12 protein-coding genes and 1 pseudogene are annotated in these 20,859 nt (G+C 68.7%); 2 read left to right on the top strand and 11 right to left on the bottom strand.

What is annotated here, in order from left to right:
• Window positions 1–31 precede the first annotated feature (31 nt).
• The 7 genes and pseudogenes from ACH4ZA_RS28295 to ACH4ZA_RS28265 all read right to left on the bottom strand — a co-directional run bounded on the left by ACH4ZA_RS28295 (window position 32) and on the right by ACH4ZA_RS28265 (window position 13,936).
• Window positions 32–6,967: a polymorphic toxin-type HINT domain-containing protein gene (locus ACH4ZA_RS28295; protein WP_398432190.1), complete on the bottom strand. Its 6,936-nt coding sequence runs from the start codon at window positions 6,965–6,967 to the stop codon at window positions 32–34.
• Window positions 6,968–7,059: 92 nt separating this feature from the next.
• Window positions 7,060–8,223, bottom strand: a complete 1,164-nt coding sequence (locus ACH4ZA_RS28290; RefSeq protein ID WP_398432189.1) for a LamG domain-containing protein — start codon at window positions 8,221–8,223, stop codon at window positions 7,060–7,062.
• Window positions 8,148–9,968: a hypothetical protein gene (locus ACH4ZA_RS28285; protein ID WP_398432188.1), complete on the bottom strand. Its 1,821-nt coding sequence runs from the start codon at window positions 9,966–9,968 to the stop codon at window positions 8,148–8,150. Before ACH4ZA_RS28285 ends, ACH4ZA_RS28290 begins: the two co-directional genes overlap by 76 nt.
• 36 nt (window positions 9,969–10,004) lie before the next feature.
• Window positions 10,005–10,625 (bottom strand): hypothetical protein, encoded by a 621-nt coding sequence (locus ACH4ZA_RS28280; RefSeq protein ID WP_398432187.1) that lies wholly within the window; start codon window positions 10,623–10,625, stop codon window positions 10,005–10,007.
• A 143-nt stretch (window positions 10,626–10,768) separates the two neighbouring features.
• Window positions 10,769–11,206: a hypothetical protein gene (locus ACH4ZA_RS28275; RefSeq protein ID WP_398432186.1), complete on the bottom strand. Its 438-nt coding sequence runs from the start codon at window positions 11,204–11,206 to the stop codon at window positions 10,769–10,771.
• 21 nt (window positions 11,207–11,227) lie between these two features.
• The gene (locus tag ACH4ZA_RS28270) at window positions 11,228–12,271 is read right to left on the bottom strand and encodes a hypothetical protein (protein WP_398432185.1); all 1,044 of its coding nucleotides are present in this window, start codon (window positions 12,269–12,271) and stop codon (window positions 11,228–11,230) included.
• 446 nt (window positions 12,272–12,717) lie between these two features.
• Window positions 12,718–13,936: pseudogene (locus ACH4ZA_RS28265) on the bottom strand (RNA-guided endonuclease InsQ/TnpB family protein).
• A 16-nt stretch (window positions 13,937–13,952) separates the two neighbouring features.
• Between ACH4ZA_RS28265 and ACH4ZA_RS28260 the strand changes: the two are divergent.
• A complete protein-coding gene (locus ACH4ZA_RS28260) occupies window positions 13,953–14,111 on the top strand; it encodes an Arc family DNA-binding protein (protein ID WP_319278740.1) in 159 nt (52 codons plus the stop codon).
• A gap of 111 nt (window positions 14,112–14,222) precedes the next feature.
• On the top strand, window positions 14,223–14,822 hold the full coding sequence (locus ACH4ZA_RS28255) for an acyltransferase (RefSeq protein ID WP_319278739.1): 600 nt from the start codon (window positions 14,223–14,225) through the stop codon (window positions 14,820–14,822).
• A 97-nt stretch (window positions 14,823–14,919) separates the two neighbouring features.
• Here the strand turns inward: ACH4ZA_RS28255 and ACH4ZA_RS28250 are convergent, their stop codons facing one another.
• The 4 genes from ACH4ZA_RS28250 to ACH4ZA_RS28235 all read right to left on the bottom strand — a co-directional run bounded on the left by ACH4ZA_RS28250 (window position 14,920) and on the right by ACH4ZA_RS28235 (window position 20,844).
• Entirely contained in the window at window positions 14,920–16,071 is a 1,152-nt protein-coding gene (locus ACH4ZA_RS28250) for an acyltransferase (RefSeq protein WP_319278738.1), read from the bottom strand.
• Between the two features lie 253 nt (window positions 16,072–16,324).
• Window positions 16,325–17,608, bottom strand: coding sequence for a nucleotide sugar dehydrogenase (locus ACH4ZA_RS28245; RefSeq protein ID WP_398432184.1), 1,284 nt, complete (start codon window positions 17,606–17,608; stop codon window positions 16,325–16,327).
• A 9-nt stretch (window positions 17,609–17,617) separates the two neighbouring features.
• Entirely contained in the window at window positions 17,618–19,264 is a 1,647-nt protein-coding gene (locus tag ACH4ZA_RS28240) for a glycosyltransferase family 2 protein (protein ID WP_398432183.1), read from the bottom strand.
• A complete protein-coding gene (locus tag ACH4ZA_RS28235) occupies window positions 19,261–20,844 on the bottom strand; it encodes a glycosyltransferase family 4 protein (protein ID WP_398432182.1) in 1,584 nt (527 codons plus the stop codon). Before ACH4ZA_RS28235 ends, ACH4ZA_RS28240 begins: the two co-directional genes overlap by 4 nt.
• Window positions 20,845–20,859 lie beyond the last annotated feature (15 nt).

Genomic DNA, 20,859 nt, shown 5'->3' with positions numbered 1-20,859 from the left:
GTCGTGACGGGCGCTTATGTCGCATCTTGGACTACGGAGCCAAGACATCCAGCAGGACATTCTTGTCGCGAGTGACCATGATGCCGGCCTGCTCAAGACTCTTGATCACACTTCCTCGCCCTTGCGGGAGGTAAACGATGACCGGGTAATCCGTCAGACTCTGAGTTCTCAAAGCCTGTTTCAGCGCTCCCTTACCCGAGCCCGTCTTGACCTGAACCACGGCGTTCCTGGTCACGATGTCGAAATCCGTGAGCACTTGGCCGTCTGCGCCCACGATGTCGACTCCCTGCGCCCGGACATGCCCCGGATAACGTGCGTTGATGTCGTCAACCAGTTCGGGAACGAGGGGATCGTCTCCCTTTCCGATCACGTGCGTCGGACACCCATTACTGTTGTGAACGAGTACTGGGGTAGCCCCCGCCAGCACATAGTACGTATGCACGTCGCTGACCGTGAGGTCGTGCGTGCGCTGGCGCTTGCCGAAGGCGCGGACGTCCGTGAGGTCGACCGACTCGCCCTGCACCGTGTGCAGTCGCATGCCGGGCTTGAGGTCGCCGGCCTCGATCCACGCCTTCTCGGAGTCCACCCAGAAGGGGTGGGTTGTAGTGGAGACCAGGGCTTCGGCCTTACCGGACTTGCCCTTGATCGTCAGGTCGACGAAGTGCTTGTCGTCCTCGGTGACGATCGTGCCGACGACCTCGCGAACGGTCGTCACGCCCGACTTCGGGTCGGTTGCCTTGATCTTGTCGCCGAGCTTGACCTTCTCGATCGGCTTGGTCTTGCCGCTGGCCAGCAGGACTTTGGTGCCGGGCAGGAAGCTGTGGGGTACCTCGCAGGAGCCCTTGTTCCTCCGAAGAGCCGCTGCTGCTTTCTTCCGCGCCTCAGCCAGTTTCTCCGTCGCCTTGGCCAGGCCCAGCCTCGCATTGCCCAGTGCCTTGTTGGCCTTGAAGAGGCCCTTCACGCCGCCGATCAGGTCCTCGACGAGGCCTGCCACGCGTTTGACGAGCCTGAGGCCCTTGGCCCATTTCCACGGGGCGCCGTACCTCGCGAGGATCTTGCCCGCGAGGCCTCCCGCGAAGCTGCCCGCGACGTTCAGAAGGGTTTCGCCGCATGCTCCGACGTCGCCGCTGGAAATGCAGTCCAGGGCCGCGTCCACACCCAGGATGTCCCGGGCGATCTTGACCAGCGCCTTGCCGGCGGACTGGATGCGCTTCTTGGCCGCGGACTGCTCGTTCTGCGCGGCCGACAGGTTCCTGCCAGCCTGATCCTGCTCCTGCGCCGCGTTGTTGACGGCGTTGTCTGCGACAGGCCGGCCGCCGCTGCACCTGACCACGCGGTCCAGGCACTCCTGGAGGATCAGGCCGCTGGGGTCAGCGTTCGTGACCGGCGAGTTGTTGGCGTAGGCGTAGCCGTTGATCTGCTGGGGTTGGGTGTAGTCGATGATCGGGTCGACGGATATGAACTTGCCGATCTCGGCGTCGTACTCGCGCGCGCCGAGGTGGGTCAGGCCGGTCGAGGCGTCGATCGTGCCGCCGACGTAGCCTCTCTCTCCCGGCCAGGGGCCGAACTTCTCGCCCCGCTCGACGCCGTAGGGGTCGAAGCGTCGCTGGGAGATCGCCCCGGTGGCAGAGTCGATCGCCAACTCGCCCGTTCCGTGGTGGTCGGCGGCCACGAAGGAGAGCTTCGCGGCTGTGCGGACCGCGACGGTCTGGCCCGCGAACTCGTAGTAGCGGGTGGCTGACTTCTTGGTGCCGTCGGCCGACAGCTTCAGTTCGGTGCCCGGCAGGTAGAGGGTCGTGCCGGAGGGGTCCTTGCGTACGAGACGGTTTCCGTCGGCGTCGTACACGTAGCTGGTCTTCGAGCCGTTGGCCTCGGTGACCTCGTTGACCTTGCCGGAGTCGGTCCAGGTCAAGGACTGGGCGTTGCCGCCGATGGTGCGCTTGGTGGTGTTGCCGGAGTCGTCGTACTCATACGCGGACTGCTTGTCCCCGGTGGGGGTCTTCTCCGTGATTTTGGTGACCTGGTGCGGACCGTCTCCCAGAGTGCCCGCGCCGCCGTACTCGTAGGTGCGGGTGATGTCGTTCGCCGCGTTCCGGCCGGTGTCGTGGTTGGTCTCCGAGACGCGGTTGCCGATGGCGTCCGTCTCGTACGACTTCCAGTACGGGGCCGGCCCGCCGAGCGCGCCCGAACCGGCGGCGGTGTCACAGGCGGTGGGTCCGGTGCCGTCCAACGGTGTGGTGGAGCCCCGGGTCCCGGAGCCCGCCGCGGTCGTCGCGACGGCCGAGGGGGTCCAGGCGTTCTGCAGGCGCCGGCGGCCGTCGTAGGCGAAGCACTGCACGTCCGGGGAGGTGGCGTTCGCCGTGTCCGCGATGGACAGGATGTTGCCCGCCTGGTCGTAGGAGTACCGCGCGTCCCTTGCCGGAACGGCCACGCCCAGGACGTCGACCACGGAACGGGTCAGCCGGTCGGTGCCCTTCTCGTAGAAGAAGGTCTGCTGGACCTTCTTGCCCCCTGAGGACAGTTCCAGTTGCTGGAGCCGGCTTTCCTTGGAGTAGACGGTGTTGGTGACGTAAGGGTTGGCGCTGCCCGTCATCGCGACCGGGCGCTGCAGGGCGTCGTACGTGTAGGCCAGGCTCTCCGCGGGCAGGTCGCCGACGGCCGGCATGCCCGTGGTCCCGACGGTTCCGTCCCTGTTGTACGTGGTCGTGAAGGCGTACAGTCCGGCCAGTGAGCCCTGCGAGGCAGGCACCTGGTAGGCGGTCTTGAGCGGACGGTAGAACGCGTCCATCGACTGGATGATCGTCGCGAAGTACTCGGTGGGCGAGACGTAACTGAGGAAGCCGTAGGCCTGGCCAAGCCAGCCCGCTTTGTCGTACCGGGTCTCGCTCAGCTGGGTGCCGCTTCCGGCGTCGCCCTGCCAGGTCGTCAGTACGCGCCCGAGCTTGTCGTAGACCGTGGAGGTCTTCTTGCCGCGGCCGTCGTAGGCCGCGATCGGGCGATCCAGTTCGTCGTACTCGGTGCGCGAGGTCCCCGCGTCGGGGTCGACCGACTTCGTCCTGCGGCCCAGCTGGTCGTACTCGTAGCGCCATACGTTGTTCTTGGCGTCGGTGACCGTCTCCAGCAGACCGGCCGTGTTGTACGTGTACCTCGTCGAGTCGTAGGGCACTCCGACACCCGGCGAGGCGCCCTGGTAGTGGCGGATCTCGGAGACGTTGCCCTGCTCGTCCGTGACGGTTGTCGTGGGTACCCCGCCGACCGGCGGGTCGACGTGCGTCAGCTCACCGTCGTACGTGGATGTGGTCCGCCACTGCTCGGCGCCCGAAACGGCGAGGATCTCGGCGGTCGTCCGTCCCAGTCCGTCGTACTCCATCAGGCTCTGCGAGCCGACCTGGGCGTCGCTCACAAGGAGCAACTCGTCGGAGGCCGCGCCGGCCGCGTTGTAGGTCGCGTTGGTCTTCCGGAGGTTGCCGGTGGGGCCGTACCACGTGTCGGCGACCATGCGGGTGCCGTCGGGGCCTTCGGTCTGGATCTGGCGGGCCCTGAGCAAGCTGTCGTACAGCTGGTACTCGGCGCCGTAGGAACCGTCGTTCTCGATCTTCTCCGTCTTGATCGCGGTGACCTTGTCCTTGCGGACGTTGTACGAGTACTTGATGCTCGGCGTCCGGGTCGACGCCCGGTCCGCGAGCCATACGGAGGTCAGTCGGCCCAGCGCGTCGTAGGCGAGGTCCGTCCGCCTGCCGTTCGGGTCGGTCTGGCCCGAGGACATGCCCCACGCCTGGGCGTAGTCGGTCGTGGTGACGTGCTCGGCGGCGTTGGTGACGACGGTCCTCGACAGCAGACCGTTGGTCTCTACGTATTCGGTCCTCGTCCGGTCCGTCGTCCCGTACTGCTTGGCGTCCTGCTGGGACGTCGGACGGCCGAAGGCGTCATAGGTCGTGGCACCGGTGACCTGGTACGTGGCCGTGGTGCCGTCGTGGGACGTCAGCCGCTCGGTCCTGGTGGCGTCACCCTTGGTGGGCGCCGCGCCGAACGCACCGTCGTCGTACGAGGTGCGCTCGTCGGCCAGGACCTGCGTCGCGCGGTCGGGCGTGGTCGCGCACTTGACGGTGACGCTCTCGCTGCGTGCAGGGAGCGTCAGGATGTTCTTCGCCGTGTTGTCCGCGTAGGTGGTGCGGGTGCAGGTGTCGTCCTTGGTGGTGGAGAGGTCGCCCTGGTCGTCGACCTGCAGGACACGTCCCGTGCCGTTCGACGTGTCGTACGTGGTGGTGGACTTCGTCTCACGCCACGTGCCGTCGGACTGCAGGTTGAAACCGCGGGCGGTCTGGGTGCGCACGATGGACGCGCGGGTGGTGTCCCAGCTTCTGGTCTGGGTCGCCGTGTAGTGCCTCCACGGAACGTCGACCGTCTTGGAGATCAGCTTCGCGCCGTCGTAGGTGGCCGCTTCCAACTGGTGGCCGGTGAACTCCTCGGAGTCCGTGTAGGACGCCCCCGTGGAGTCCTTGACCGTCACGGAGCGGGTGTCTCCGTCGGCGTCCTTGTCGCCGTCCATGCCCTGCAGATACGTGTATTCGACACGGGTGGTCTGCTTGTCGGAGCTGCCGCTGGTGACGCTGACCTTGCCGTAGCCCTGCCAACCACCCCAGGTGAGGTACTTCGCGTCGGTGATGCCGTCCGGCTTCGCCTTCCGCCAGGCGGCGTCGCCCTGGTATTGGTAGCGGGTGACCATCGAGTCACTGCCGCCCGTGCGGTCGGTCTCGATGATCGCCGACACCACGTACTTGTGGAACCAGTCCGTGATCGGCTCAGTGTGGCCGGGCGGCGCCCACTTCACCGGATAACAGCGCTTGACCGACTCGCCCGGCCTGGGCAGCGAGCCCTTCGCACAGTCCACGGGGGCGTAGGTGACGTCGAGTTGGGCACCAGTCTCGCTGACGACTGCGGACAGGCGGAATCGGTGGAACGGAGCGATGTTGTCGCCGACCGCGTCCACCCCGTTGGCGAGTTGCTCGCCGACGAGATCGACGGACGGGAGCTTCACCGTCGTCCCGACGCGGCCCTCGTGATCGATCTTCGACAACCACAGCGTCTTGGAGTCGTCACCGTTGTCCGTGAAGAGATGGGTGAAGCTCCAGGCGTCCACGTCCTGGTAGGTCGTGGCGTCCTTGCGCATCTGCGTGACGATCGACGTCAGCCGCTTGGTCGTCCAGAACGTCTGAACCGGTGACGTGCACTTCGTGCCGGCTTTGCACTCCTGGTCGATCGGGACGTCCGGCCAGTGAGAGGCGTTCGCCTTGGTGCGCTTGCTCTCCGCACAGTCGAAGTCGGAGGACGTCAGGCAGCGTTCGGCCGTGTTGAAGGCGATCCGGGCGGGAGCCTTCGCGGTGTAGACGCTGCCGTCCCGCTGACCGTAGTCGATGCGCTTGAGGTAGCCGCCGCGGTGGTACGCGGTGCCGTTGACGTCCGTCTTGCCGTTCAGCGCGTAGTAGTTGGTCTCGCGGTCGTAGAAGTAGGACATCACGTTGCCGTGGGTGTCCTTGACGTAGTCCAGGCTCCAGCGCCACGCCTGCTGGCAGTGCGCGCTGGTGAAGGCGGCGTTGTAGCAGGGCTCACCTGAGTCGTCGCCGAAGATCGGGGCGGTCCAGACCGAGTTGGTCTCCTCGTTGCCGCCAGCCCAGCCTGGCAGACGGTTCAGCCCGAAGTAGTACTCCGTGCCGTCGGAGGTCGTGACCTTCCAGTGCTCGCCCTTGTCTCCGGCGCTGCCGTCGTCACCGTTCACGGCGCCCGTCAGCCGCTCGATCCTGGAGCCGTCGTCGGACGACAGGTGCCACTTGCCCGTGGTGTCGTCCTTGATCAGCTCACCGGACGAGCCGTTGAGCATGATCGTGGCGTTCTCGAAGGCCCAGCACTGCTCAGCGGAGCCGGTGTGACCGTCATCGGAGCAGGGCTTGTACCGACGCTCGATGTAGCCGGGGTCGTATGAGAAGCCCTCGCCTATCCATGAGCCCTGATTGTTCGTGACGGAGGTTCGCCCGTCCGCCGACTGTGAGGAGTAGCCGAGGCCCACGGTGGGGGTCAGGCCGCCCGGCGTGGGAACCGAGGTGAACGGATAGTTCCAGCTGAACCCGCCGGACGACGGCGCGACGCTCCAACTGGACGACGGGGAAAGGGCCGTCGCCTTGTACGTGCCCTGAGCGCTGGAAGGGCCCGCGGCAACCGCGACGAGCGAGGTCGCGTCGGCCGCCATCGTGGACACGCCTTCGGCGGCAGCCGGCGCGGCGGTCACGTCGGCGGAGATGGTGCCCGCCTCCGCGTCGTTCGCCGTCGGCAGTACGACCGGCTGCTCGGGGCAGGCCTTGCTGCCCGGTATCGCGGCGGTTGCACAGGCCGGGAGTTGGACCATGCGAAGGCGGGAGGCGTAGGAACCGCCGAAGCCCTCCGCGAACTCCGAGTAGTCGATGGTGAGACGGACTTTCGCGGCCTTGTCGGATCCGTCGGCACGCGTGACGTCGAGCAGGACCCCGGCACCGATCCGCTCGGCGCGCTTCGGGTCGAGGACATCGACACGGACCTTGTCCGCGGTAGACGTCGCTCCGCCCTTGGCGTCGGCCTTCGCCGTGGCCCTGGCCTGCGTCTTCCCGACCGTGACCGGCAGACCGCCGGCTTCAGCGGTGGCCCCCAGCTTCATCTCGACGCCGCCCTGCTTCGGCCATACCGCCTGGTCCAGGCCCTTGACGGCAGCCTTGCGCGCGGGGTCGGAAGGGCGCGACTTCGCTGCTTTGGCGGCGGATCCCTTTGCGGGTTCTCCGTCGTCCTGCACGCCGAGGCGACTGGTCCGGCCCCGGTCGACGTCGTCGAACGCCAATGCCTGCACCGACGACGCGGACAGTGTGAGCGTGAGCCCGAGCACTGTCGCGGCGCGCGCCGGCCCGGGCATGCGGCGGCTCAGTGAGCGGCCACGAAGGAACATCGAACAACTCCCTGTTCGAAGAGAAAGTCTCGGAGAGGCGGTGGTGCCGGGCCTCAGTAGGCCCGGCACCAACTGATAGATGCGATGTACCGTCACATGTCGGGCTTCGCTGTCAGATCGGACAACAGCTGCACCGCGATCTGGTCCGCTGCGCCGCTGTAGACCCGTACCTCGTCGATCGCGCCGGCGAAGTACTCGCTCGCCCCGCGCAAGGAGCGGCCGACCTGCAGACCACCGGTGGCCGGCCAGAGGGTCGCGTCGCTGCCATAGGCACCGGCGGCGAGCTGACCGTCCACATACAGGCGAATCGAGTTGGCGACGGCGTCATAGACCACGGCCAGGTGCTGTCCGGAGCCGCCCGGGTCAGGCACTTGCTGGTCATTGGTGAAGGTCACGATGTCGGGTACGGCAACGTCCGATCCGGCGACGGCCAACTCCCACTGCCTGGTCGCTGCCTGGTAACGGACCTGGACGCGATTGGCGTTGGCACCCGGCAGCGACAGCACGGTCTGTGACGTCTCCGCCTCCGGTGAGGTGAGCTGTGCGCGGGCGGTGACGGTGAAACTGCTGTCACCGGACACCGGCGGCGTGGCCGTGGACGCGTAATCTCCGTCGCCGTCCAGGACCAGATGGCCGTCGCCGACCAGAGCCGGTGCGTCGAACCCGTCGGCGGGCTTGTAGATCTTGGCGTCACCCGTCAGCGTCAGCGCCTGACCGCCGCCCGTCCCGACCGAGACGCCGCCGCTCGCCTCGTCCAGTTGCCAATAACCCTTGCGTTCCGGCTTGACGGTCATCAGCTCGGCGACGTCAGCCGCCGGCAGGACCCGGTCGAACACACGGACCTCGGCGAGGTCGCCGGCGAAGTTGTCCCGGTAACCGCTCTTGGCGGTTGCGCGGCCGATCTGCAGCGGGCCGTACGACTTCCAGGACGAGAGCCGTTGGCTCACGCCCTTGAGCTCTTTGTTGATGTAGAGCTGGAGCTGTGGGCCGCCGCTCCTCTGCGCGTCGTACACGCCGGTCAGCAGCACCCACTGGTCCTTGACCACGGACACTCCGGTGGAGACGGCTTTCCATTCGCCGATGGAACTCACGTCGTTGACCGGGACGGCGAACTTCCAGGTCCGCGCCGACGCGTCATAGCCGAGGGTGAACCCGGGCTCGCCCGTGCCGTCCTGGCTGATCAACGCCATGCTCTTGTCCAGCGCCGTGGGCCGTGCCCACGCACTGACACTGAAGCTCTTGGCAGTGTCGAGCACGCTTTCACCGGCGTCGAGGTAGGACTCGGCCGTGCCGTCGAAGCGTGCGGCTTTGTCAGCCTTTCCTCCCGGGCCGTCCACCCCGAAGGTGACAGCGCTGCCTGCGGTCGCTGAGAAGTCACCGCTTTCGTCGTGGGCTTCGGAACCGGGCTTGTCGGCCAGGTCCACTGGGCGACGACCGGCCGTCCTTCGTCCACCAAAAAGTCGTAGTAGTTCTCGCTCGAGTGCGTCGCCTTGTCGATGGCGAGCACCTTGACCACGTGTCGTCCGGCACGGGTCGGCGCCCACTGCACCGAGACCGAGCCACCCGTCTTGGCCGGGGTGAGGGTGGTCAGGGCGGCGCCGTCGAAGGAGTACTGGTACTTGACGACGTCGGTGTCCGGAATCGCGTCGTTCGGGTTGGGCGAGAACGTGAACGTGCCGTAGGTGCCCACACCGTCGTGAGGAATCGTGTCGGACGGGTACTGAGTCGACAGCACGTTCGGTTTGCCCGGCCAGGTCTTGTCGTAGACGAACTCACAGCGCTGTGTGCCCGCCGAGCTCCACGGGCCGTAGCCGTCGCCGTCGTAGGCGCGGGCGCTCCAGGAGATGACGGTGTTCTGCGGGATAGACGGCTTCACGGTGTGGGTGAACTTGGTGGCGGCCGTCGGGGAGAGCCAGTCCGGGCTGGTGTACGTGTACGAGCCCCCGCTCCACTCGACCTTGAACTCGACCTTCACCTTGTCGGTCTGGCCGTTGCCGTGATCGGGGTCGGCGGCAATGACCTGAAGCTTCGGCGGGACGTCCGTGTAGGTGACGTCGGTTCCCCACTTGCAGAGGCCGCCGGGGTCGGTGAACATGTCGGACGTCTTGATCTGCCGCGGCAGGGTGTTGTACGAAACGGACAGATACGCGTTGCCGCAGATCCGCTTCCACTGTGCGAAGCGGGACTCGTCGGCAGCGCGCAGACCCAGTGTCATCGAGTTCCAGCCGCCGGCCGCGGCCGCCTTGATCTCGCTCGTCAGCTCACCGGACGCACCGCTCTCGAAGTGCAGGTTGGCCTGGCTCGAGCAGGAGGTCGGGGAGATGGCCTTGTCGACGGTCTGCAGGTGGTCGTCCCAGTCGTCCGAGGTGTTGGACCAGTTGCTGGACGACGTGAGTGCGTAGTTCTGTCCGCCGATCCGGTAGAGCTGGATGGGCTCGGCGGTCGGCGAGGCGCTGTAGATGTGCTCGACCCGGGCCGAGAACGTCGCCCCCAGGATCTGCTTCCCCTTGTAGAAGGACAGCGGCATGGTGAACATCACGCGGCGCGTGCCCACGCCGTTGCAGGACACCGGGTTGAAGTCGGTCGGGCATTTGCCCACGCCCGCGCTGCCCGAGTACTTCCAGTCCTGCTCGGTGGGCATCCCCGACATGACGCCGGTCCAGGACGTACGCGAAGTGGTCCGCTGGATGGGGTCGATGACCACAGGGAACACGGTGCCCGCACCCTTGAGGAGCGTTTGATCAGGGATGAGACGCAACGTGCCCTGGCCGACCTCCACGCCCAGCGGAGTGACCCGTCCGCCACCACCCGGGCCTTCGAGGGCGGGTTCGACGGCGACCTCGGGTGCGGGCGTGGCTGCGGCGCTCGTGTCCGCGGCGGCGGATGTGACCTTCAGTGCTTTGGCAACGGCCTTGGGGCCCTGCTTTTTGGCAGCGGCCTCCCGGGCGGCTGCCGAGTCCCACATCGCGGGCTTGCCCGCCTGAAACACGGTGCCGCCCACCTCGGCGTCCTCCGCGACGATCGCCCCGGTGGCGTCCTAGGTGACCTTCAGCCCGTCGGCCGCCATGCCCAGGTCGATCTGCGCAAGCCTCGGATCGGCCGCGGCCTGCGGCGTCTTGATGACGAGCAGATGGCCAAAGCCATCGGCCTCTGCCCGCACCGTGAGGTCGACGCCGGGAAGCGCGTCGACGTAGGTGGCGGTGTCCCCGTCGACCTGCGGCGTGGGCAGTGCACCGTAAGGCCAGCTCAGGGAGAAGGCACGCCCGGCCCGTCGCAGTGTCACAAAAGGCCGGCCCGTCTGACCTGCCGAGAAGCTGAGGTCGACGGTAGCAGCCCTCGGCCCCCAACTGCCGTCGGTCCTCTTCACCAGCGTGCCGTCGACCGTGACCCACTTGCCGCCCTGCACGGTGCGCACCGGCTCGGTGTACTCACGGGCGGTGAAAGTGCCGTCGGGTTCCGCGAAAACCTCACGGCGCTCGGTGCGCAGGCCCACGACCTCGGTCGACTTGCCGCTGTCCTTCGCGACAGCCACCGCCTGCTGCTCGGTCACCATCGGTTGAGCTGCCACGGTCCTCGTGTGGTCCTGCGCCGAGGGGCCGCCATCGTCGGGCAGGGCTACAAGCCCGGCCACCACCCCACTGGTGACGGTGGCAGCCACGGCCGCACGCAGCATCAGGCTGCGCCGTATCGATCTGGGTCTGCCTGCGGACACGTGTCCTTGCTCCAGTCGGTTCGTGCCTGTCGGGAGTGACCGGTCGCCGGAACGTCGCCTCCGGCGAGGTGCGGAAAATTCACGGGAGGTCATCGGACGGCCGTCCCGAAGGACGCGCCGCCGGCAGGGATGCCGCCTTCGCCGGGCTTCCACGTCTGGGTCGGCGCGCCGCCCGACGCCGCGTTCCACGGGAAGCCGTGCACGGCGCGCCCGGCTGTCGGGCCATAGGGCACACCCACGTACAGCAGCGACGGACTGGATCCGAGGCTGATGCCCGCATACGTGCGGGCCGACGGCCCGGAAGGTATGCCGTTGCCCGGCTCGATCCATGCGTCCGAGAGACCGGGGTCCCCGATCATCGGGAAGACCTGGACACCACCGGCCTCCGGAGCGTCTCCGGTCGCCTCTTCGCCGGGGACACCCACCGCGAGGCGCATCGTGGCCGCCGTACCGACCACGTCGGTGGTGGTGTTCACCGCCGCGAGTTGCTGGCCAAAGAAGTCGCCGGCCTCGGCATCGCCTTCCACGCCTGCCAGGTTCTGGTCGATCTAGGCGAGCGGGGCGACAGTGCCGTCCGCCTTCAGGTGGTAAGTGTGGACCGCCCCGGCGTCCACGGTGGTGTCGAGATCCTCCCCTGGTACTCCGACGGCGAGCAGCGAGTCGGTGGTCGTCGCGGCGCCTGTCGGGCGATAGGGAGCCATGGCGAGAGCGGCACCGTACCGGTCGTCGGTCTGGACGGCACGGTCCGGGTTCGTTCCGACGGTGCGGGCCTGACCCATGCCGAAGAGCGGATCCGGGACACCGTTCACGTTGATCGACGGCCTGAAGCCGACGACACCCCCGGCGAAGGTCGCCGTGCCGATGCTCTCGCCGGGGGCACCGACCACGAAGTGCCGGTCGGTGGCGGCGACCGAGGCGCCGAATCGATCGTAGGGCTCGGCCTCCTCCCACACACCTGTGGTGTCCTGCCCCACGGACGCGGCCTGGTAGTTGGTGCCGTAAACGTAGCCGAAGAGGCCGATGTCGACGCCTGCCGCGCCGTCTTCGCCCGGAACTCCGATGACGAGGAAGGGGGAGCCAGTGCTGGAGGTGCCGGCTGCGACCGCGAAGCCGAGCCAGTCGTCGATCTCGGGACCGCCGCCCAACGGCTGGGTTGCTCCCTGGACGAAGTCCTTGCTCTTGAACTCGGACCCCACAGCTGTCGTCGAGCCGTAGATCACCTGGACATAGCCCGCGTCCTTGATCGTGCCGACGTCCTCGTAAGGGATGCCCACTGCCAGGTCGCTGCAGCCGTCCTTGTTGGCGTCGTACACCGCTAGCGAGAAGCCGAACTGGTCCCCGTCCTCCGCGGTGTCAGCCACGTTGGCGGTGTCCTGGGAGATTTCCACCACCCCTTTGCCGCCACCGAGCACCACGTGCACCGAGCCGGCCCGCTCATGTCCGGAGACAGTCGCGTCCGGATCGGCTATGGCCGTGTCGCGGATGCCGTCGCCGTTGAAGTCGGACGAGGTACCGGCCGTGCAGGCGCTGGCTGCCGTGGCCCGTGTGCCGCCCAACCCGACTTCCAGCGCGAGCAAGGCCGTTACGAGCATTCCGGCAGCGACACGACGCCATGCGCGTTCCCCCCGTAACACCCGACTTCCTTCAGGCGTGGCATCACGCCTCGTCGAACCCTGTCCCTTTGCGGGCATGGGTTCCCCCCTCCCCCTGTGGTGCGCGGGGCAGCGAGTGCAAGACAGCCCCGCTTTCCCCGCTCTTGACGCAAACCCCTTTGAATAAAGGGGAGTTAAAGAAAGTTCAAGCGATCCTCCCCTCGCCTGGCGTGTACACGCAATGCGCACAGCGGCCCCCGCGAAGTGACATCGGTCACAGGGATCGCACAAGCCTCACCAGAAAGGCACTCGGGCTCGGCCCCCGCGGCTCGAACCCCGTCCCGGCGGGTCGGGGTGGGCACCGTATGCTCGCCGGGTCAGGACGTGCACACCGGAAGGCAGCAGAATTGACATCCTCCCTTCCCTGAAGGGAGGGGATTCCTGGCTCAGGCCGCCTCCGGGAGCGGCGCCCCCGGAGGACTTCCACCATCAGCACCAGCCGGGTTGAGACCAGCCCGGACGATCATCACACGGGCGGAGTTCTTGTCCCTGGGGGACACAGCTCCGCACGCGGTGCATGCGTACGTTCGTTCAGAGAGGGGGAGTGCGTGCTTGGTTCTCGCACCGCACTCGGAACAGTCCATCGTGGTATGGGCCGGGTGCACGAGGTGCACGATGCGGCCGTGTTTGCGGGCCATCTCGGTCAGCGCGGTCTTGGTCGCGCCGATCGCAGCGTCCGCCGCCTTACGGGCCATCGTCGACTTCGCGAGGAACTTCGGCTTGAAGTCCTCGACGGCGAGCTGGTCGAAATCGCGCACGACCGTCTTGGCCCACTTGCGGGCGGTGTCCTGACGCTGACGGGCAACCTTCTTGTGGACCTTGGCCGCCGCGCGGGATGCCGTCCGGTAGCCCTTCGACGCGGCCTTCCCGCGCGCAGGCTTACGACGCGCCATCTGCTTCTGGTACCGGGCCAACTTCGCGGCGGCGGTGCGGCCGTGCTGGGCGTGGGGGAGGTCGTGCGCGTCCGAGGTGGTGGTCGCGGTCTCCTTCACACCCCAGTCGACACCGATCACCGCGCCGGTCGAGGGCAGCGGCTCGGCGGCCGTCTCCACGACGAACGAGGCGTACCAGTGGCCGAGAATGTCGCGGTACACGCGCACGTTGGTGGGGTCGGCAGGCAGGTCGCGGGACCACACCACCGTCAGGGCGATACCGCCCGCGAGGTGCAGGCGGCCGTCCTTCAACCGGAATCCGCGCCGGGTGTAGTTCAACGAGGGCAGCGCGTCACGCTTGCGTTTGATGCGGGGCATCCCGGCGCGCTGCCGCATCGGCAGCCCCGCCTTGATGTCCTTCAGGGCTGGCGCGGGACTTGCCGAAGTCGCGGATGGTCTGCTGCTGTGGAACCGAAGCCCCTTCGCGCAGCCATCCCGTGGCGGTGCGGGCTTCGGTCAGCATCTTGTCGAGCTGCGCCGGGCCGCACGTCGTCTTCTCTGCGGCGTCCCGGTTCGCGGTGTGGACCTTGCGGGACATGGCCACGCATTCGTTCCACACCCACCGGCAGCGCGCCCACTCGGCCATCAGGTCCGTGCGGGCGGTCGACGACACGCGGAGCCGGTAGGTGTACCGGACGTGGCCGGACCCTTCGGCTATCGCCGGTGTCATCATGCTCCCTAATAGCACCATGGATAGCGAAGTGCGGATCACGCTCCGCCTCCCCGAAGAACTCCGTGACTGGCTGCGTGACCACGCTCAGCGCGAGCGTCGGTCCCTCAACTCCGAGATCGTCTACATGCTTGAGGTCGCCCGCACCGCCGTGGGCGGAGACGACCAATCGCCCTGACGGCGATTGCTCTATCCCGTGCCCCGCTACGCGGGAGCTTCGATTCTCCCCCGCAAGCGGGAGGTACCCCCACCCCGGCCTGAAGGCCGGGGCACCCTCGAAGGAGACAAGGTGAACTACAGGGTCCAGCCGAGCGCGCAGGTCGACGAGCGTGCCGAGATCGGCGCCGGCAGCAGTGTCTGGGACCTCGCGCAGATCCGCGAGGGCGCGCGCCTCGGTGAGGGCTGCGTGGTCGGCCGCGGCGCGTACGTCGGCTCGGGTGTGCGGATGGGCGACAACTGCAAGCTGCAGAACTACGCGCTCGTCTACGAGCCCGCGGAGCTCGGCGACGGTGTCTTCATCGGCCCGGCCGTGGTCCTCACCAACGACCACAACCCCCGTTCCGTGGACCCCGACGGCAAGCAGAAGCGCGGCGGCGACTGGGAGGCCGTCGGCGTGAAGATCGCCGACGGCGCGTCGATCGGGGCCCGTGCCGTGTGCGTCGCGCCGATCACCATCGGCCGCTGGGCGATGATCGCCGCCGGCGCGGTCGTCACCAAGGACGTCCCGGACTTCGGCCTGGTCGTCGGCGTCCCGGCCCGGCAGGTCGGCTGGGTCGGCCGGGCCGGCGTCAAGCTGGTCGAGCGCGCGGGCGAGGCGGACGTCTGGGAGTGCCCGAAGACCGGCGAGCTGTACGACGAGAAGGACGGCGTGCTCACCGAACGCGTCTGACGCGCCGCGCGTCCCAGAGCCCGGGGAGGGCGGCCGGTGTGCAGCCGGCCGCCCTCCCCTGCTCCGTCGGGGCGCCGGGGGACCGTGAGGCCCCGGGTCAGGCCTCGGCCGTCGCGGCGCGCTTGCGGGACTCCTTGTCCAGACGCTCGCGCAGCCAGCGCTGGGCCGGCTTCTCGACGAACCGGTGGACCAGCCACGCCAGCACGATCAGCGACACCGTGGTGATGGCCAGCGTGGCCCACGCACCGACATGCCCGTACAGGGTGCGGATCATCGCCCATCCCAGCTCCTCGTGGAGCAGGTACAGCGGGTAGACCAGGGCGCCGGCCGTGGACAGCCACTTCCAACTGATCCGGTCGAGCTTGTGCAGCGCGACCGCGAGCACCAGCAGGTAGAAGACGGTGACCAGGGCGAGGGCGACATACGGGGAACGGTCCATGCCCTTGTCGTGCCGCAGATGGTCGGCGTGCTGGACGAGGTCGCTCTGCATCACCAGCCAGCTCGCGCCCAGCAGCCCCCACAGCTTGAGGTCCGGGCCGAACCGGTACATCAGGTACATCGCGATGCCGGACACGAACAGCGCGGTGTTGAGCGGCTGCGCGAAGATCCCGAGCAGCGGGAACTTCTCCTCCTGCACCAGGACGCTCGCGAGCAGCCACAGCCAGCAGAAGACCGAGACGCGGACGTAGTCGAGCCCCTTCCAGAGCACGACCAGGAAGATCAGGTAGAAGGTCAGCTCCACCCACAGCGTCCAGTAGGCGCCGACGAGGTGCCGGGCCGAGAGCGGCACCTGGAACATCGTGAGGTTGGTGAGCGAGTCACTGACGCTCGGGGCCTTGCGGGCGCCGTCGGGCAGCGCCCGCCAGACGACGACGGCGACGACGACGGAGAACCAGTACGCGGGGAAGAGGCGCAGGAAGCGGGCCTGCACGAACTGGCCCGGAGTGCGGTTCCAGGCGGACAGGCAGATGACGAATCCGCTGATGATGAAGAACAGCTGCACACCGTAGGAGCCGTACGAGGTGTACGGGAAGATCGACGGGAACAGCGCCTTGGGGTTGACGCCCCAGTTCGCCTTGGTCGCCGCGTCCACTCCGGTGAAGTGGAATATCAGCACCGAGAGCGCGGCTATGACGCGCAGCGCGTCCAGTGCGTAGAGCCGATTGCCCCGGGATTGCCGTGGCGGCACGGTTCCGGGTGCGTCGGGCGCGTCCGGCAGGGCCGAGACCTTGACGTCGGTCTGGGACATTCGTCGTCCTCGCTGTGTGTCCGTACGGAGGGGGGACCGACCGCTCGGAATTCCGCGTCTGCCCCCTTGCGGAGCCCCGCTGCCTCGCCTTCGGCGCGCCCGGCTCCCGCCCGGCGAGCATACGGGAGACACCGGAACCGCACAGGGGCAACCCCGCGGAGCCGGCCGCCTGGAGCCGCGGCCGAGAACGGCCCCACGCACGCGTACGGCCCCGGCCGCAGGGACCGGGGCCGTGGCACGACGGCGGGCTGGGTCAGCCTCCGATGACGACCCTGCGGACGCCCTTCCAGGCCTCCGGGTCGGTGGTGCGGCGGCCGTCGACGAGGACCGTGACGTCCGGCAGGTCGGCCGGGGTCAGGCTGCGGTACTCGGCGTGGTCGGCCTGCAGGATCGCCGCGGTGACCTTCTCGCCCGCGTGCGGGGTGAGGCCGTGCGCGGCGAGCTCCTCGCTCGTGTACATCGGGTCCGAGACGAACGGGACCGCGCCGCGCGCCTTCAGGGCCGCGACGGTCGGGAAGACGCCCGAGAAGGCCGTCTCCTTCACGCCGCCGCGGTAGGCGGCGCCCAGCACCAGCACGTTCACGCCGGTCAGGTCACCATAGGCGGCCGCCAGCAGGTCCACCGCGTACTCCGGCATCGCCGCGTTCGCCTCGCGCGCGGAGCGCACGACGGTGGCGGCGGGGTCGTTCCACAGGTACATCCGCGGGTAGATCGGGATGCAGTGGCCGCCGACCGCGATGCCCGGCTGGTGGATGTGGCTGTAGGGCTGCGAGTTGCAGGCCTCGATGACCTTCTTGACGTCGATGCCGTTGCTGTCGGCGAAGCGCGCGAACTGGTTCGCGAGGCCGATGTTGACGTCCCGGTAGGTCGTCTCGGCGAGCTTGGCCAGCTCGGAGGCCTCGGCGGTGCCCAGGTCCCACACGCCGTTCGGCTGCGGCAGGTCGGTGCGCTCGTCGAAGTCGAGGACCTGCTCGTAGAACTCCACGCCGCGGGCGCCGGACGCCTCGTCGATGCCGCCGACCAGCTTGGGGTAGCGGCGCAGGTCGGCGAAGACCCGGCCGGTCAGGACGCGCTCCGGGGAGAACACCAGGTGGAAGTCCTCGCCCGCGGTGAGGCCCGAGCCCTCGGCCAGCATCGGCGCCCAACGGGTACGGGTGGTGCCGACCGGGAGGGTCGTCTCGTAGGAGACGAGCGTGCCGGGCTTGAGGCCTTGGGCTATCGCCTTGGTGGCCGCGTCCATCCAGCCGAAGTCCGGGACGCCCTCGGCGTCGACGAACAGCGGGACGACCACGACGACGGCGTCGGACTCGGCCACCGCGGAGGCGGTGTCCGTGGTCGCGCTCAGCAGCCCGGCGTCGACCGTCTGCTTCAGCTTGACGTCCAGGTCGTGCTCACCGGGGAACGGCTCGACGCCGGCGTTGACCAGCTCGACGACCTTCTCGTTGACGTCCGCGCCGATGACCCGGTGGCCCTTTGCGGCGAACTGGACCGCCAGCGGGAGCCCGATCTTGCCGAGCGCTACTACACAGATGTTCATGGAGGGTCGCTACTTCCTTCTCAAACGGGACTTCAGTTTCCTGACGGCGCCCCCCAGCGCCCGCCGGATGACCGTCCTCTTCGGGGGGTGGAGCTGGGCCGTGTCGACGACGACGCGTCCCTTGGGGTTCACGAGCGCCGACGCCCGGTACGGGTCCGCCTGCGGACCCCACAGCCTGGCCAGCGGCATGGGCAGCCCCTCGCCGCGCACGGGTATCTCGTAGGTGAACCCTGCCACGTCCAGGTATACCCGCACACCCCGGCCGGCGGTGGCGAGCTTCAGCGGGACCCGTGCGTGCAGCGCCGTGCCGGCGCCGTCCTCGGTGGGCTCCAGCGTCGTCTCGCCCGTCACGTCGGGCAGGGCGTGGCCGGGCTTCAGCCGGCGGGCGCCCGCCTTGTCCGCGGACTTCGGCATGGCCCCCTTGACGAGGCGCAGCGCGCTTCCGCCGACGTCGCCGACGACCGGCACCCGTACGGACGCCGTGTACGTGAGCGCCTCGCCCTGCTGCTCCCAGGCGGAGGCCAGCAGCTCGGTGCCCTCGGCGAGCGGGGCCGGGACGGATTCCCCGAGCAGCTCGTACACCCGGTCGGCCAGGCCGATGCGCGGGTCGCGGAAGCCGGGGTAGCGGGCGAAGGCGCGGTCGCCCTCGAGGACGAACGGGGTCGCTCCGGGCTTCTTCTCCGACGAGATCGCCTCGGCCAGCTCGTCGATCGCGCCGATGCGCGCGAGGGCGATCCGCACCCGGCGCTTGACGTCCATCGCGTCGCGGATGCCGTCGGTGAAGTAGGCGTCGGCCAGCCGCGCTATGCCCGCGCAGATCTGCCGCTGCAGCTCGCGGTCGAGGGATGGGAAGTCGTCCTGGACGAGCTTGGCCAGCTCCCAGGTGAAGTGCCGGCGCAGGACCGCGTCGCGCTGCGGACCGGCCTCGACGAGGCCGGCCGTGAAGTCCATGATCTCCGCGGTGGCCCGCAGCCGGGCCAGGTGGTCGGCGCGGTACGTGATGTTGCTGGCGTCGCCCCGCTTGACGGCGTAGTAGCAGACGTAGTCGGCCACCACCGAGATCTTCGCCGCGCGCACGCACGCCTCGATGGTGAACGGCTGGTCGCTGCCCACCGGCAGGTGCTCGGGGAAGCGCAGCTTGTACTTCTCGACCAGCTCCCGACGGAACAGCTTGGTGTTGGCGAGGGTGAACGGCAGCGCCGAGTCGTACAGGCTGACGTCCGGGTCGTTCTTCTTGTACAGCGCCTGGTGCACGTACCGGCCGTTGGTGCCGACCATCTTGCCGACGACGACGTCGGAGCCGTGCTTGTCGCCGCACTTCACCATGCGCTCCAGGGCTTCCTCGCCCAGGTAGTCGTCGGAGCCGATGAAGTACACGTAGCGGCCGGTGGCCACCTCGAGCGCGCGGTTGCTGGGCGCGGCCGGGCCGCCGGAGTTGGGCTGGTGGAGCACCTTCACGGTGTCCGGGTACAGCGCCGCGAAGCGGTCCAGCTCGGGACCGCTGTCGTCGGTGGAGCCGTCGTCGACCGCGACGATCTCGAGACGTTCGCGGCCTATGCTCTGCCCGAGGAGCGAGTTCAGGCACTCCGTCAGGTAGGGCATGGTGTTGTACACCGCGATGACGACGGTGACGTCGGGAGCCGCAGCCGCCCTCATGATCCCGCCTTCGGGTTTCTGGGGACGAGACGCGTGTACAGCCCGTCGAGGACCTCGGCCTGCGCCTCCCAGGTCCAGGTGTCCAGCAGACCGGGCTTGTCGTAGGCCGCCCGGTACTTCTCGGGGTCGGCCAGCACGGCCTTGATCGCGCGCGCCAGGTCGTCGACGTCCTCGGCCCGGCAGACCTCGCCCTGGCCCGTGGCACGGGTGACCTCGGACATGGTCTTCACGTCGCTCACCACCAGCGGCAGCCGGGCGTGCGAGTACTCGAAGAACTTCGTGATCAGGGCGATCTCGTGGTTCGGCCAGTGGTGGATGGGAATGCAGCCGACGTTCGCCGCGGACAGGAAGCGGACCACCTGCCAGTGCTTGACGTACGGCACGGCGTGCAGCCGGTCGCCGACGCCGAGCTCCCGGGCGCGGGCCAGCAGGCCCTGGATGTAGCCGGCCGCCGGCGCGGGCACGACGAACGCCATGTGGACGCCGTCCAGCTTCGGCAGGGCCTCCACCATGTCGCCGAGGCCGCGCTGCGCGCCGGGCGAGCCGCTGTAGACGACCAGCGGGACGTCCGGTCCGATCCCGCACAGCTCGCGCAGGTCCGGCTCCGGCTCGGTGTCCTCGATCGCCGGGTCCCGCTCGACGGGGCGGTCGGGGGCGTTGAGGACCACGGTCGGCTGCTCGGCGAGGCCGTGGCGCTCGCGCAGCAGGTCGGCCAGGCCCTCGGAGACGGTGACCACGGCGTCGGCGAACGGGGCGTACTCGCTCTCGTGCGCGGTGTTGCCGGGGATCCAGTGGGCGTTGTCCTCCCACGGACGCACGCCGGGCAGGAACTCGTGGGCGTCCCACACCAGCTTCACCGTGCGGCCCTTGGCGCGGGCGCGGACGGCGGCGCGGGCGCCGACGCCCAGCATGCGGAAGTCGTTGGCGTGGATGAGGTCGGGCTCCAGCGCGTCGATCTCCGCGCCGTACGTCAACTCGTAGTCCCACAGCACCGGTTCGAGGCGGCGCCAGGCGCGCTTGCCCTTGACGGCCTTCCAGGTCGCGGTGAAGGCCCGGTCGACCGGGCCGTGCAGGGCGCGGCCGGCCTTCTGGGCCTGGCTGCTCTGACGGGCGCGGAACCCGACCCACTTCTGCATGAACTTCGACACCGGTCCGGCCACCGTGAGGCGGGCCTTCTCGGCCTTGCGGAACATCGGGGAGCCGACGGCCTTCGGCGCGACCTTCAGCGCGGCGCGGCGGGTGGCCACGTCCGCGCGCCAGGCCTTGACCCACTGGCGGCGGTAGGCGGCCATCGGGCCCGGCGGGTAGGCGAGCGGACGGCGCAGCGGCGAGCGGTGACGTTCGGCGTGCCGCTTGGCCAGCGGGGTCTTCAGCGGCAGCAGTCGGACCTCGGCGTCGCCGAGCTTCCAGCTGCGGCCGTTGCCGGAGCGGACGAGACCGAGCAGCACCACGTCCCAGCCGGCGGCCGCGGCGGACTCGGCTGCCTTCTGCACCCGCGAGTCGCCGTCGACCTTGTTGTCGACCAGCATGACGACGCGACCCTTGACGGGGCGGGGTGCGCCGGCACTCTGCGCTTCCATTAACAGCCTCTCTAA

The organism is Streptomyces sp. NPDC020597 (genome assembly GCF_044335095.1).
GTDB lineage: Bacteria > Actinomycetota > Actinomycetes > Streptomycetales > Streptomycetaceae > Streptomyces.
Note: the sequence above shows the minus strand (reverse complement) of the source record. Positions and strands in the feature narration are given on the sequence as shown.